General features: G+C 65.9%; 14 protein-coding genes. 9 read left to right on the top strand and 5 right to left on the bottom strand.

The annotated features are described in order from the left end of the window. From VG320_RS25970 to VG320_RS25960, 3 genes are all read right to left on the bottom strand, one after another. Positions 1-993 (bottom strand): ClcB-like voltage-gated chloride channel protein (locus tag VG320_RS25970; protein WP_327202933.1); only part of this gene is annotated, 993 nt, incomplete at its 3' end. Between the two features lie 124 nt (positions 994-1,117). Then, positions 1,118-1,852 carry a glutathione S-transferase gene (locus VG320_RS25965; RefSeq protein ID WP_327202932.1) on the bottom strand — a complete coding sequence of 245 codons (735 nt, stop codon included), beginning with the start codon at positions 1,850-1,852 and terminating at the stop codon, positions 1,118-1,120. Between the two features lie 201 nt (positions 1,853-2,053). Continuing rightward, positions 2,054-3,118 carry a YeiH family protein gene (locus tag VG320_RS25960; protein WP_327202931.1) on the bottom strand — a complete coding sequence of 355 codons (1,065 nt, stop codon included), beginning with the start codon at positions 3,116-3,118 and terminating at the stop codon, positions 2,054-2,056. A 123-nt stretch (positions 3,119-3,241) separates the two neighbouring features. On the opposite strand from VG320_RS25960, the gene VG320_RS25955 reads away from it, so the two are divergent. The 8 genes from VG320_RS25955 (at position 3,242) to VG320_RS25920 (ending at position 11,085) form a co-directional block, all read left to right on the top strand. Further along, complete coding sequence (locus VG320_RS25955; RefSeq protein ID WP_327202930.1) at positions 3,242-4,183, top strand: LysR family transcriptional regulator; 942 nt, start codon at positions 3,242-3,244, stop codon at positions 4,181-4,183. A 160-nt stretch (positions 4,184-4,343) separates the two neighbouring features. Beyond that, positions 4,344-5,141 carry a TIM barrel protein gene (locus tag VG320_RS25950; RefSeq protein WP_327202929.1) on the top strand — a complete coding sequence of 266 codons (798 nt, stop codon included), beginning with the start codon at positions 4,344-4,346 and terminating at the stop codon, positions 5,139-5,141. Positions 5,142-5,185: 44 nt separating this feature from the next. Further along, positions 5,186-6,160, top strand: coding sequence for a sugar kinase (locus VG320_RS25945; protein WP_327202928.1), 975 nt, complete (start codon positions 5,186-5,188; stop codon positions 6,158-6,160). 100 nt (positions 6,161-6,260) lie between these two features. After that, a complete protein-coding gene (locus VG320_RS25940; protein WP_327202927.1) occupies positions 6,261-7,544 on the top strand; it encodes an MFS transporter in 1,284 nt (427 codons plus the stop codon). A gap of 49 nt (positions 7,545-7,593) precedes the next feature. Then, a complete protein-coding gene (locus VG320_RS25935; protein ID WP_327202926.1) occupies positions 7,594-8,559 on the top strand; it encodes a D-glycerate dehydrogenase in 966 nt (321 codons plus the stop codon). Next, entirely contained in the window at positions 8,556-9,635 is a 1,080-nt protein-coding gene (locus VG320_RS25930) for a substrate-binding domain-containing protein (RefSeq protein WP_327202925.1), read from the top strand. The genes VG320_RS25935 and VG320_RS25930 overlap by 4 nt, the downstream gene beginning before the upstream one ends. Before the next feature lie 146 nt (positions 9,636-9,781). Continuing rightward, positions 9,782-10,591, top strand: coding sequence for a YhfC family intramembrane metalloprotease (locus VG320_RS25925; RefSeq protein ID WP_327202924.1), 810 nt, complete (start codon positions 9,782-9,784; stop codon positions 10,589-10,591). Between the two features lie 128 nt (positions 10,592-10,719). Beyond that, positions 10,720-11,085 (top strand): DUF3022 domain-containing protein, encoded by a 366-nt coding sequence (locus VG320_RS25920; RefSeq protein WP_327202923.1) that lies wholly within the window; start codon positions 10,720-10,722, stop codon positions 11,083-11,085. Between the two features lie 56 nt (positions 11,086-11,141). Here VG320_RS25920 and VG320_RS25915 read toward each other — a convergent pair whose 3' ends face one another. Next, complete coding sequence (locus VG320_RS25915; protein WP_327202922.1) at positions 11,142-11,576, bottom strand: PGDYG domain-containing protein; 435 nt, start codon at positions 11,574-11,576, stop codon at positions 11,142-11,144. Positions 11,577-11,773: 197 nt separating this feature from the next. Continuing rightward, positions 11,774-12,343, bottom strand: coding sequence for a Spy/CpxP family protein refolding chaperone (locus VG320_RS25910; RefSeq protein WP_327202921.1), 570 nt, complete (start codon positions 12,341-12,343; stop codon positions 11,774-11,776). A gap of 297 nt (positions 12,344-12,640) precedes the next feature. Here VG320_RS25910 and VG320_RS25905 point away from each other — a divergent pair, with 297 nt between their 5' ends. After that, positions 12,641-13,105 (top strand): Lrp/AsnC family transcriptional regulator, encoded by a 465-nt coding sequence (locus VG320_RS25905; RefSeq protein ID WP_327202920.1) that lies wholly within the window; start codon positions 12,641-12,643, stop codon positions 13,103-13,105. The last annotated feature ends 176 nt before the right edge of the window (positions 13,106-13,281 follow it).

Here is a 13,281-nt window from a genome sequence, read left to right as displayed (position 1 = left end):
CTTGAAGACCAGCACCGTGGCGAGCGCCGTCCACGTCCACGGCGAATGCAGGATCGAGTTCACGACGCTGTAGCCGTTGCCCCAGACCTCGGGCGTCCATACCGACAGCACGCCGCACACCAGACCGCCGAGCGCGAGCTTGGCCGGCAGCGGCAGCTTCAGACGCCCGAAGCCGGCCTTCGTCACGTCGAGCAAGGCGAGAAAGCGCGGGGCAAGGACGCCGCACAAAATGCCGAGCGCGACGAACAGCAACACCTCGACGCCCGTGACGGGCGGAAACACCGGCATCTCATAAGGCGGCTTGTATCCCGCGAACTCGCGCATCGTGATGTTGGCGACCACGGAAGCCACCACGATCGGCCCGAAGCTCTCCATGACGATGGCGCCCAGCACGATTTCGGTCACGAAGAAGGCGCCCGCGATTGGCGCGTTATAGGCCGAAGTGATACCGGCCGCCGCACCGCAGGCGACCAGCAGGCGCAGCCGTTGCGGATCAAAGTGGACCCAGCGCCCGATCAGCGAGGCCGCAAGCGCGGCGAGCTGCACCATCGGCCCTTCGCGGCCGATCGAGCCGCCGCTGGCGATCGTGAACAGCGACGACGCACTGCGCCACAGGCTCGTGCCGACCGGCATCACGCCGTCGCCGATCGCCACGGCTTCCACGTAGTCGGTGTGGATCGGCTTGTTGCCTGGCTTGTTGTTCGCGGCCGGCGCGTTGCGTTTGGCCATCAGCAGCAGACAGCCGCCGATAAAGCCGCCCGCAGCCGGCAACCAGATGCGCGTGTGCCAGGGCAGACGGCGCGCCATCTCGACGAAACTGCCTTCGCTGCCGGTGAAGAGGATCTGCAGATGGGCGATGCCTTCGCGGAAGAGGACGGTCGCAAAGGCCCCGGCCACGCCGACGATGACCGACCAGATCAGCATCGTGTGGGCGTCGGAGAGGCGAAAGAGGTCGCGGGCGCGGGTGCGCAGTTTCAGCAGGAATGACAGCACGGCAGGCGGGCAGGTTGGCGGGTTGAAAGGGAAAAACTAAACGTACGAAAAGCAGCGGCGCGCCACGCGGCGGCCGCCTGAATCAGACCGCATGGAGATGCGTGAAGGCGAGCGCTCGCCGCATTCAGCGCACCGCGCGATCGAGTTCCGGATAGTGACGGAAGATGCCGGTTTCGTTGAACGGCAGGCGTCGTTCGGACTGCACATAAGCGGCGATATTGGGCCGCGCGGCCACGGCGTCGTGCAGCGCGATCACATGCGGATAGTGATCGGCGAGATGCTTCGTCGCCTTCGGGAACGCGTAGCGCAAGCCTTCGACGACCTGGAACATCGACAGATCGACATAGCTGAGCGTCTTGCCGACCAGATGCTGCGGGCCGTCCGGATTCTGCGCGAGCACGCGCTCGAAGTAGCTCATGAACTTCGGCATGCGATGCTGGATGAAGTCCTTCGCGCGCGCCTTCGCTTCGTCCTTCTGGTCCTCGTAGTAGAGGTCGCTGGCGATCGGATGATGGGTGTCGTGCACCTCGGTGACAAGGTCCGCGATCGTCAGTTGCAGGCCATTGGCGACGATGCGCAAGCCCTCGTCGCGTGGCGCGAGTTTGAGCTTCGGGCCCAGGTAGAACAGGATGTTGGCCACGTGCGGCACGATCAGTTCGCCATCCTTGAGAAAGGGCGGCGCGTAGGGCGGATACGGCGCGTCGCTCTCCAGTCCCGCCATCAGCGCGCCGATGCCCTGGCCATCCTCTTTCTCGCCGCGTGCCACGTCCACATAGGGCGCACCGGCTTCCTCCAGCGCGAGCCGCACGAATTCGCCGCGGCCCTGCAAACCGTCCCAGTAATACAGTTCGTATGCCATTGCTCGTCCCCTTCGTCGGATCGAACAGTATGGGCCGCAACCGTCGCGCCTGGGCGCTGCGTGGCTTGTCCGGAATCAAGCGCGCAAGCGTTCGCGCACAGGCTGGGCTACAAACGCAAAAAGCCCCGCCGAAGGCGGGGCAAGCGACCGGACAAGCCGGTGCGCGGTCTCTCAGGCTGTGCCCTGTAGCTTTTCCTCTCATCAACCGAACAGTCGCTCCACGCCCCAGGTAATCGCAAGGCCACCCAGCACCAGCCACACGTAGAGGATGAAACCCGTGGTCAGCGCACGCGGACCGGCCTGGCGGATCTGCGAGACGCGCGTTTCAATGCCGAGTGCCGTCATGGCCATGGTCAGCGCGAAAGTGTCGAGCAGGTTCAGCGTCGAGGTGGTCGCTTCGGGCAGCACATGCAGCGAGTTCACCACCACCAGCGCGAGGAAACCGAGCGCGAACCAGGGCACCGCGAGCTTGCGTGCGCCGCTCTTTGCACCATCCGCGCCGCGTGCCGAGCGATTGAGCCACACGCCCAGCACCAGCAACACCGGCACCAGCAGCATCACACGCGTCATCTTGACGATGGTGGCGATATGCAGGGCATCCGGGCTCACATTGCTGGCCGCGCCCACTACCTGCGCGACTTCGTGAATCGTGCCACCGAAGAACAGGCCCGCGCCGACGGTATCCAGATGCAGCCAGCCTGCACGATAGAGCAGCGGATAGAGGAACATCGACAGCGTGCCAAACAGCACCACGCTGCCCACCGCCATCGCGCTCTTGTGCGGCTTGGACTGCAGCGGCGATTCGAAGGCGAGCACCGCCGCCGCGCCGCAAATCGCGCTACCGGCGGCCGTGAGGATCGCCGTGTCGCGGTCGAGTTTCATGATCTTCATGCCCGCCCAGGTGCCAATCACCAGCGTGCTCACCACGATCGCCACCGATTCGACGAGCCCCGGCAGGCCCACCTGGGCGATTTCCTGCAGGCTCACGCGCAGCCCGAAGAACGCCACGGCGATGCGCAGCAGCTTGCGCGCCGAGAAGTTGACGCCGGCCGCCCAGCTCTGCGGCATGGTGTCGGGCAGCAGATTGCCGTAAATCGCCCCGGCGACGATGCCGACGATCAGCGGGCTCAGGCCCAGATTGGCGATGGCGGGCAGCGCTGCGAGGCGCGTCACGGCGAAGGCGAACAGCGCGACGAACAGCACGCCGTTGATCTGGCCGCGTGTCGAGAGCGACGGGTGCGCAAGAGTGGACGACGGAGTGGACATGGCAGCAGGTTTCCCTTGATGTTCTATGCGGGCTACGAATGCGCTAATCCTAAATTACATATAACGATATGAAAAATCGTCATTTGCGAAGTAAACTATAGGTCAACCCGATAATTCAACGCGATGACCCCGGAACAACTGATAACTTTCGCTGCCGTCGCGGAGCACCGCAACATCAGCCGCGCGGCGCTTTCGCTGCATCTGTCCCAGCCCGCCGTGTCCGGGCAGCTTCGGCTATTGCAGGAGGAATTCGGCGAGCCGCTCTATCTGCGCGATGGGCGCGGTGTGCGCCTCACACCCACCGGCGAGCAGCTCGCGGCCTACGCGGCGCGCCTGCGCGAAAACTGGCGCGACGCGCTGGCGTTTCGCGACGCGCTGCGCGGGCTGGAGCGCGGCACGCTGCGCATCGGCGCGAGTACGACGCCCGCGAGCTACCGGCTGCCGTATCTGGTCGCGGCGTTTCATCGGCGCTATCCGGACGTGACGCTGGAGACCGCCAGCGGCAATACCGCTGACGTGGTGGCGATGCTCGGCGAGCTGGATATCGCGCTGGTCGAAGGGCCGGTGGGCTCCCAACTGCCCGCCGATTGCGCCGTGCATCCCTGGCACGAGGACGAAATCGTCGCGATCGCGCCGCGCGGCCATGCGCTCGCAGCCGCGACGCACGAGCGCTGCGATCTCGCGGCCTTCGGCAATCTGCCGCTGGTGCTGCGTGAAGACGGCTCGGGCGTGCGCCAGGTGGTCGAGCGCGCCTTCGCGCGCGCGGCGGTGCCGATGCGCGTCGCGCTGGAGATCGCGGGCGTGGAGGGCGTCAAGGAAGCGGTGCGCGCGGGCATGGGGATCGGCTTTGTGTCGGCGATGTCGATGCGCCACGAGGACGGCGCGCTGGTGCAGATCCGCCTCGGCCCGGAACCGCTTGCGCGGCGCTTTTCGATCGTCGTGCCGCATGCGGGCGCGGCGTCTCGCGTGGCCCAGCGCTTTCTCGAACTCTGTTTGCTCGACGCGCCGGGCGAGAACGGCGGCGCCGTGGAGAACTCAGTGGGCGGCACAAGGTTCCCGCCATAAATTAGGGGATTTCCACAATGGCGCCGGCTGAGCGGTCGGCGCAACATCCCGCCAATCAATCCAACGGATCGGCTCAAGCGCTTAGGCGCTTTTTTTCGAGCGTGATTTGGAACCGGTTCCAAGCAATTTCAGGCGAACCGGCAGCAACAGGAAGACGACGATGGCGGAAGTAGCGGAAGTAGTAATCGTGGCGAGCGCGTTCGGCGCTGGATCGATCTGGCGTGATGGCCATGCGGCCTGGTTCTGCGCGACAAAGCGCGCGGGCGCCTGCGCCTTCGAGGTGCGACGCGAACTGATGCACGACGCCGACGCGCAACCCGACGCGCTGCGCGCGCTCGGCACAGCGCTTGCGGCTTCGGGCCTATGGCCCGTGTGGTCGACGCCCGACACGCTCTACGCCGACGACGGCGCGCTCAACGAAGCCGGACTGCGTCACGCCGTCGAATGCGGTCGGGCGCTGGGCGCGCGCTTCGTTAAGTTTCAGCTCGGCGGCTTCGCGGGCGAGGCGCATGTGGCGCGGCTCGCGGCGATTCTGGAAGAACTCGGCTTGAAAGGCCGCGACGATGCCAGCGCACCGCGCGTGGTGGTCGAGAACGGCCAGCTCGATCAGGGCGGCAAGCTCGCGCAGTTCACGGCGCTATTCCGGGCGTTGCGCGCGGCCGGCGAGGAAAAGCTGATCGGCATGACGTTCGACATCGGCAACTGGCAGTGGACGGGCGAAGCACCCCTGATGGCCGCCGTCGCACTCGCGCCCAACGTCGAATACATCCACTGCAAGGCGGTCACAGGCGAGGGCGCGCGGCGCTTCGCCTGCGCGCCCGCCGCCGACGATCCGTTGTGCCGCGCCGCGCTCGCGCGCCTGCCGTCGAACGTGCCGCGCGGCATTGAGTTTCCGTTCGACGAACAGCGCGTCGAAGAAGACGCTGCACGCTACGTGGCGTGGCTCGCCTCGGCTTGAGCCCGCACGACGCTCCGAATTCACTTTTTGCAGGAACGCATTCCATGACGCACTCACTCGATGTCATCACTTATGGCGAGGCCATGGCGATGTTCGTGGCCGCCGATACCGGCGCGCTCCACGATGTCGCGCACTTCACGAAGCGCGCGGCGGGCGCGGAGCTGAACGTGGCGACGGGCCTCGCGCGCCTGGGCTTCAAGGTGGGCTGGATGAGCCGCGTCGGCGACGATTCGTTCGGGCGCTTCGTGCGCGGCGTGCTTGCGCAGGAAGGCATCGACGCGCAGTGCGTCGAAACCGATGAGCGCTATCCCACCGGCTTCCAGCTCAAATCGAAAACCGACGACGGCAGCGATCCCGCCGTCGAATACTTCCGGCGCGGCTCGGCGGCCAGCCATCTGTCGATCAGCGATTACAAGCGCGGCTACGTGCTCGGCGCGCGTCATCTGCACTTGAGCGGCGTGGCGCCCGCGATCTCGGCGACTTCGCGCGAACTCGCCTTCATGCTCGCGCGCGAGATGCGCGAAGCGGGCCGCACGATCAGCTTCGATCCGAACCTGCGCCCGACGCTCTGGGGCTCCGAAGCCGAAATGGTCGCCACGCTCAACGAACTCGCGCGCTTCGCCGACTGGGTGCTGCCCGGCGTCAACGAAGGCCGCATCCTCACGGGCTCCGACGATCCCGAACTGATCGCGCGTTTCTATCTGGAGCGCGGCGCGCGCGGCGTGATCGTGAAACTGGGCGCCGAGGGCGCGTACTTCGAGACGAACACGGGCGAGCGCGGCCACATCCAGGCGCAGCGCGTGGACAACGTGGTCGACACGGTCGGCGCAGGCGATGGCTTCGCGGTGGGCGTGGTCAGCGCGCTGCTCGAAGGACGCCCGCTCGCACAGGCCGTGGCGCGCGGCAACCGTATCGGCGCACTCGCCGTGCAGGTGATCGGCGATTCGGAAGGGCTGCCCACGCGCGCGCAGCTCGACGCGCTCGAAGCGCACGACGTCAGCCCGGCGCAGGCCGCCTGATTACGCCACGGTCCCGCCCCGGCAGCCACACAGCGCCCCCCATTCAGCAAGGAACGGCACGAGGCCCGCAAGCCAGACGTGCCGCCGACAGGAGACACCGATGACCTCAACCTCGCTTGCCCCACGCCGCTGGTGGGCGATCATGCCGATCGTGTTCATCACGTACAGCCTCGCCTATCTCGACCGCGCGAACTACGGTTTCGCCTCGGCGGCCGGCATTAACCGCGATCTGGGCATCAGTCCCGCGCTGTCTTCGCTCATCGGCGCGCTGTTCTTCCTCGGCTACTTCTTCTTCCAGTTGCCCGGCGCCGTTTATGCCGAGCGCCGCAGCGTGCGCAAGCTGGTGTTCGTGAGCCTCCTGCTGTGGGGCGGCTGCGCGTCGCTCACGGGCGTCGTCACCAACATCCCCTCGCTGATGGTGATCCGCTTCGTGCTAGGCGTGGTGGAAGCAGCGGTAATGCCGGCGATGCTCATCTACATCAGCAACTGGTTCACCAAGACCGAGCGCTCGCGCGCCAATACCTTCCTGATCCTCGGCAATCCGGTTACGGTGCTGTGGATGTCGGTGGTCTCGGGCTATCTGGTGCACGCCTACGGCTGGCGCCACATGTTCATCGCCGAGGGCGTGCCCGCGGTGGTCTGGGCCGTGTGCTGGTGGCTGCTGGTGCGCGACAAACCGGCGCAGGTCCAGTGGCTCTCGAACGACGAAAAACGCGCGCTCGATGCCGCCATGCGCGCCGAACAGGCCGCCATCAAGCCGGTCAAAAACTACGCCGAAGCGTTCCGCTCGCCCGCTGTGATCCTGTTGTGCGCGCAATATTTCTGCTGGAGCATCGGCGTGTATGGCTTCGTGCTGTGGCTGCCGTCGATTGTGAAGAACGGTTCGTCGCTTGGCATGGTCGAAACGGGCTGGCTCTCGGCAATGCCTTATCTGGCTGCTACCATCGCGATGCTCGGCGCCTCGTGGGCCTCGGACAAGCTCAATAACCGCCGCGCCTTCGTGTGGCCGTTCCTGCTGATCGGCGCGATGGCCTTCGCGGGATCTTACGCACTGGGCGCGACGCACTTCTGGATCTCGTACGCGCTGCTGGTGATCGCGGGCGCGGCGATGTACGCGCCGTATGGCCCGTTCTTCGCAATCGTGCCGGAACTGCTGCCGAAGAACGTGTCCGGTGGCGCGATGGCCCTCATCAATAGCATGGGCGCGCTCGGCTCGTTCGTCGGCTCCTATGTGGTTGGCTATCTGAACGGCGCGACCGGCTCGCCGGCGGCGTCCTACGCGTTTATGAGCGCGGCGCTGCTGGTGTCGGTGGGTCTCACGCTCGCCGTCAAGCCGCGCCGCGACGACGCGCCTGGCTACGTCGCGCCGGCGCATGGAAAATAACGCACTCGAACCAAACCGAACCATCGGAACCAACGGAAACAGCGGACCTATGAAGCAGAAAATCGTTGCCTACAAGACCTTGCCCGCCGATGTGGCCGACTATCTGCGCGAGCATGCCGAAGTCGTGTTCGTCGACGGCAGCGACACGCAGGCCTTGAGCGCCGCGCTCAAGGATGCCGACGGCGCCATCGGCGCGAGCGTCAAGATCACGCCCGCGATGCTCGACGGCACGCGCATCAAGGCGCTCTCGACCATTTCCGTGGGTTTCGACCAGTTCGACGTGCCTGACCTCACGCAGCGCGGCATCGTGCTCGCGCACACGCCGGACGTGCTCACCGAATCGACCGCCGACACGGTGTTCTCGCTGATCCTCGCAAGCGCCCGCCGCGTGGTCGAACTGGCCGACTGGGTGAAGGCGGGGCAGTGGAAGGCGAGCATCGGCCCGGCACATTTTGGCGTGGACGTGCAGGGCAAGACGCTGGGCATCGTGGGGCTGGGCCGCATCGGCGGCGCGGTCGCGCGGCGCGCGGCGCTCGGCTTTAACATGAACGTGCTCTACACCAACCGCAGCCCGAACGAGACCGCCGAGCGCGAGTACGGCGCACGCCGCGTCGAACTCGACGAACTGCTCGCGGTGTCGGATTTCGTGTGCCTGCAGGTGCCGCTCACGGACGCCACGCGCCACATGATCGGCGCGGAGCAATTCGCGAAAATGAAGAAGAGCGCGATCCTCATCAACGCCTCGCGCGGCGCGACCGTCGACGAAAAGGCGCTGATCGCCGCGCTCGAAGCGGGCACGATCCACGGCGCGGGTCTGGACGTGTTCGAGCAGGAGCCGATCGATCCGGCCTCGCCGCTGCTGCGCATGCCGAACGTGGTGGCGCTGCCGCATATCGGCTCAGCCACGCACGAGACGCGTCACGCGATGGCGCGCAACGCCGCCGAAAATCTGGTCGCGGCGCTTGCGGGCACGCTGCGTACGAACATCGTCAACCGCGAGGTGCTGGCGCAATGACGGTCGAGTCGAGCGCACGCGACACCACGGCGGACGCCGCAGCGGCGGCTTCCGGCCCGGCGCGCCGCGCGACCATCAGCGATGTCGCGCGCGAGGCGGGCACCGGCAAGACCAGCATCTCGCGCTATCTGAACGGCGAGCTGTCAGTGCTCTCGCCGGATCTGCGCGCGCGTATCGAAGCGGCGATCGAGCGGCTCGACTACCGGCCCAACCAGATGGCGCGCGGCCTCAAGCGCGGCCGCAACCGGCTGCTCGGCCTGCTGCTCGCCGATCTGGCCAATCCGTATTCCGTCGAGGTCTTGCAGGGCGTGGAAGAGGCCTGTCACGCGCTTGGCTATATGCCGCTGATCTGCCACGCCGCGAATGAAGTCGATATGGAGCGGCGCTATCTGCAACTGCTCACGACGTATCGCGTGGAAGGCGTGATCGTCAATGCGCTGGGCGTGCGCGAGTCGATGCTCAAGCCCGTGGGCAGCGGCGGCATTCCCGCCGTGCTGGTGGACCGTACCGTCGATGGTCTGGACGCCGATATGGTCGGGCTCGACAACGCGGCCGCGGTGCGTCAGGGCGTGCAGCATCTGCTCGAGCGCGGCTACGACGACCTCGTATTCGTGGTGCAGCCGTTCGAGCAGGTGAGTTCGCGGCGCGAGCGCGAAGCGGCGTTTCGCGCTTCGACCAACGGCTCGCGGGCCGCGCAGAGTACGCATGTGCTCGATCTGCGCGAGGAGGCGGGCGTGGAAGCCTCGCTCGCGGCGCTCGACCTTCATCTGGCCGATGCGGCAAAACGCGGCGCACGCTGCGCGCTGTTCGCAGCGAACGCGCCGGTGGCGCTGCGCCTCGCGCTCCATCTCAGGGCGAAGCTCGGCGCGCAATGGCAGCAGCAGGTCGCGCTGATCGCCATCGATGACCCCGAATGGGCCGAGCTGGCCGGCATCACCACGATCCGCCAGCCGACGCGTGAGATCGGCTATCGCGCCGTCGAGTTCCTGCACGAGCGCATTGAAGGCGCGGCGCCGGCCGCGCGCGCGGCGGCGTTTCCCGGCGAGCTGGTGGTGCGGGCTTCGACGCTGGGCTAAACGGCTGGGTCGAGCCGGATCGGGACCGGGCCCGCGCGCGGCCGACGCTGCGCGATCGGCCCATTTTCTGCGATGATGCGGGCTGCGGCGAGCGCAATGGCTGATTTTGTGCGCTCGCCGGACGTTAGAGGACCCTCAGGAACCCCATGCACGTAGAACCGATCTCGCTAGCTTGCCTTTCACTCGCGACGCTTTTCGTCGCCTTTTTGCCGATTTCGCTCTATCGCCGGTTGCGCCGGCCCTTCCTGTTCGACTGGCGCGACACCATCGCCGGGATCGCCGTCTTCGCGCTGTTCGCCACCGTCATCGAGCGCGCGCTCAATGGTTTTCTGCTGCACGACAACGCCCAGACAGCCGATTTTCTGACCAATCCGGTCGCGTTCGTCGCCTATGGCGCGCTTGCGGCAGGCGTGTGCGAGGAAGTCGGGCGCTATATCGCCATGCGCATGCTGGCGCGGCGCGGCGGGCGTCTGGCCAATACGCCGCAGGACAGCACGGGTCTGGCCTACGGCATCGGCCACGGCGGCGCGGAAGCGTGGTTCGTCGGCGTACTGGTGCAACTGCAGTGGATTTTCTTTGCGGTGCTCGCCAATCGCGGCGAGCTGGACGAGCATCTGAGCAATCTCACGATGGATTCGGTGCTGCGCGTGCATCTGGTCCTCGCCACGCTCTCGCCGCTGCATGCGGGGGTGTTTGTGCTCGAACGCACGGCGGCCTTCGTGTTCCAGATCGCGCTGTCGGTGCTGATGTGGCGCGGCGTGCAGGCCGGCCGCAAAGCCATCCTGCCGCTTGCGATTCTCGTGCATGCGCTGATCGACGTGCCCGCCGCGATGTTCCAGGCGCGCCTGTTGCCGCTTGTCGCCGTGGATGCGCTCTATGTGTCGCTCGCAATCGTCGCCGCTGTCGTGCTGTTCAAGACCTGCGCGCCGCGCCGCAACGAGGCGCGCGCGGCTTGACGTTATCTGCTCGCCTTATGCGCCCGATGGCACTGGCGTCGCGGCGGCGGCTCGGGTACGCTTCGGCGCTATCCTGAAACTGCCGCCTTTAGTGGCGCCCGCGACACTACCTGGGACCTTACCGAGCGATGGAAGACTATCTGTTTGAATGCGCGAGCGCCGATATCGAGCAGCTTGCGCGCGTGATCGCCGATCTGTTCCCCGAGCAGACACGCTTTTCCGAGCAGGCCGCCGAAAACGGCACGCCGCAACTGGTCGTGCACTGGGTGGCGATGCGCATGGGCACCGCCGCACGCCGCATGACGCTCACCGTCGCCATCGCGCCCGCCGCGCTGGCGCGCTATCGCGCCTTGCCGGCACGCATGCGCTCGCGCAGCTTCGCGGTGCTGCACGCTTATGTGGAAGCCACCATCGGTTCGCTCGAAGAGCAGCACGCGAAAGGCGAGGAAACACCGCGCGAGGTCACGCTCGATCTCGACGAGGAGTTCGCCTGAAAAACGCTTGAGGGAAGGGCGGGCGCGTCATGCGTGCGCACCGCCAGGCTGGACCTTCAATCGGCCAGCCGGTACACCTTCGCGAAACGCGTAGCCTTCACCACGCCGTAATCACCGGGCGCGTACTGCATCACCCAGTCGCCGGCTTCGCCGTGCAGGCGGTCGCCGCCGGCCGAGCGCACGATCGTGAACGGTTCGTCCATACGTTTGGCAAGCACGACGCTCGGACGGTTGCGATAGGCGCCGGGCGCGCCGTGCGCGAGCGCGGCGTCGGCGGGCAGGTACTTCGGATCGAAGCGCTCGCGCGAAACCACCCAGCGCTCGCCCGTGGCGCCCGTGATGATGGCGTCGCCGCTCGCGTAGCGGTTCGGGCCTTCAAGGCTCATCAGTTCGCCCGGCGCGGCGGCGAATTCGACGGTAACGATTTCGTCCTTGACCACACGTTGGGCGGCGGAATCGGCGGCGAGGTCGAGTTGGGTCAGTTCGATCATGGTGGTAATAGCGGACCTCGGAAAAACTGCCTGAAATATAGGCTCAAACTGTAGCCGATACTTTAGCCGATGCAAGTCGGCAGAAATGGGCACGACAAAAAGCACGACGGCCGGGCAATCTGCCCGGCCGTCGTGCGGTCCGCAAGCGTACCTTGAAATCGCGCGCTACGCGAGCGCAGCGCGATTTCCCTGAAGCTTTATTGCGCTGCCGGCGCGCTTGCGGCATCCGCGCCGCTGGCTGCCGCTGCCGGCGCCTTGGCCTTCGGCTTCATCTTGTGCTTCGGATGCCCTTGACCTGCCGGGCCCTTCTGACCGTGATCCGGGTGACGGAAGGTCGAATCGGCGAGCTTCTTCTGTTCCGGCGAGAAGCTGGTGTACAGCGGCTCGAAGGCCGACACGAGCTTCTGCATGTCGTCGGCGTGCGCCTGGGTGATCTGCGCGTACTGCTTCATGTCGTCGAGCGCGTTACGTTGCGCTTCGCCTTCCACGCGCTGCTTGTACAGATCGGCCATGGTCTGGCCGTTGCTGCGCATGACGTCGGCGAACGTCTTCCATTGCGGCTCCTGATCGGCGGTGATCTTGAGCGCCGAATGCAGGTAGGTGATCCGTTCTTCCACGCGCTGCTGATGCTGCGCGGCGCGCACGTCGGCGCTCGATGCGGCTGCGACGGCCGGTGCGGACGCAGCGGCGGTCTGCGCGACAGCGCCTTGCGCGAAGGCGGCGCTCATCGTGAGCGTGGCGGCAAGGATGACGAAAGCTTTCTTCATTGTTGCTCCTTGAATCTTCATTTCGTAGCGAGTTTGTGGCTATTTCGTAGCAAGCGGCCCAGAACCCAAAGCTGCAGGCGGGTTGCAGGCGATATTAGTACCACGTTATCGCGGCAAAACGACGGCGATGCGACAACTGCTTACAAACGAAACGCTCAGAAATAAGCTGAAACACGTCTCCTTGCAGCGCGCTCCACCGTGCATGCGCGGGCGATAATGGCGCGAATCTTCGCCACGCAATTCAACGCGATCCGCGACGCATTGCCAACGCTTTCGTATCCAGGAGTTGTCCATCCGATGAGACCGCCGCGCCTCGACCAACTCGACGACCTTGACCGCAGCCTCGTTGCGCTGCTGCAGGAAAACGCCCGCGAAAGCGTGGCGAATCTCGCGCGCCAGTTAGGCGTCGCGCGCACTACGGTGCTCGCGCGTATTGCGCGGCTCGAACGCGCGCAGGTGATCGCGGGCTATGGCGTGCGGCTGGGGCAGGACGTGCTCGATGCGAGCCTGCAGGCGTGGGTCGGCCTCATCATCGCGCCGCGTCATGGTCCCGATGTGCAAAAGCGTCTGGGCAAGATGCCCGAGGTGCAATTGCTCTGCGCGGTGAGCGGCGAATACGACTATGTGGCCTGGCTGCGCGCCGATTCGCCCGAGCGCCTGAACGAACTGCTCGACCAGATTGGCGGCATGCAGGGCGTCGAGCGCACGACCACTTCGATCGTGCTGGCGCGCAAGATCGATCGCGGCACCGTAATGGGCTGAGGAGAGAGCTGAAAAGCGGGCTGAAAAGCCGCAGCCGGTTCATCGCCGTTAACACGATTTTTACAGGTTTTCGTCATTTCGACCAAAACCTTCGTCTAAATGACGAAACCTCACGTCGAAGCGCATCATTTTGTGCCTATGATCTGATTTTGCACCTCCCTAGACTGTAGCGGAGC

The organism is Paraburkholderia sp. (genome assembly GCF_035948235.1).
Lineage (GTDB): Bacteria > Pseudomonadota > Gammaproteobacteria > Burkholderiales > Burkholderiaceae > Paraburkholderia.
This window is presented reverse-complemented; position numbering and strand designations above follow the sequence as displayed.

Coding starts and splice junctions, on each gene's coding strand:
- VG320_RS25965 (WP_327202932.1), bottom strand. CDS start 1,852: ATGGCATACGAACTGTATTACTGGGACGGTTTGCAGGGCCGCGGCGAA.
- VG320_RS25960 (WP_327202931.1), bottom strand. CDS start 3,118: ATGTCCACTCCGTCGTCCACTCTTGCGCACCCGTCGCTCTCGACACGC.
- VG320_RS25955 (WP_327202930.1), top strand. CDS start 3,242: ATGACCCCGGAACAACTGATAACTTTCGCTGCCGTCGCGGAGCACCGC.
- VG320_RS25950 (WP_327202929.1), top strand. CDS start 4,344: ATGGCGGAAGTAGCGGAAGTAGTAATCGTGGCGAGCGCGTTCGGCGCT.
- VG320_RS25945 (WP_327202928.1), top strand. CDS start 5,186: ATGACGCACTCACTCGATGTCATCACTTATGGCGAGGCCATGGCGATG.
- VG320_RS25940 (WP_327202927.1), top strand. CDS start 6,261: ATGACCTCAACCTCGCTTGCCCCACGCCGCTGGTGGGCGATCATGCCG.
- VG320_RS25935 (WP_327202926.1), top strand. CDS start 7,594: ATGAAGCAGAAAATCGTTGCCTACAAGACCTTGCCCGCCGATGTGGCC.
- VG320_RS25930 (WP_327202925.1), top strand. CDS start 8,556: ATGACGGTCGAGTCGAGCGCACGCGACACCACGGCGGACGCCGCAGCG.
- VG320_RS25925 (WP_327202924.1), top strand. CDS start 9,782: ATGCACGTAGAACCGATCTCGCTAGCTTGCCTTTCACTCGCGACGCTT.
- VG320_RS25920 (WP_327202923.1), top strand. CDS start 10,720: ATGGAAGACTATCTGTTTGAATGCGCGAGCGCCGATATCGAGCAGCTT.
- VG320_RS25915 (WP_327202922.1), bottom strand. CDS start 11,576: ATGATCGAACTGACCCAACTCGACCTCGCCGCCGATTCCGCCGCCCAA.
- VG320_RS25910 (WP_327202921.1), bottom strand. CDS start 12,343: ATGAAGAAAGCTTTCGTCATCCTTGCCGCCACGCTCACGATGAGCGCC.
- VG320_RS25905 (WP_327202920.1), top strand. CDS start 12,641: ATGAGACCGCCGCGCCTCGACCAACTCGACGACCTTGACCGCAGCCTC.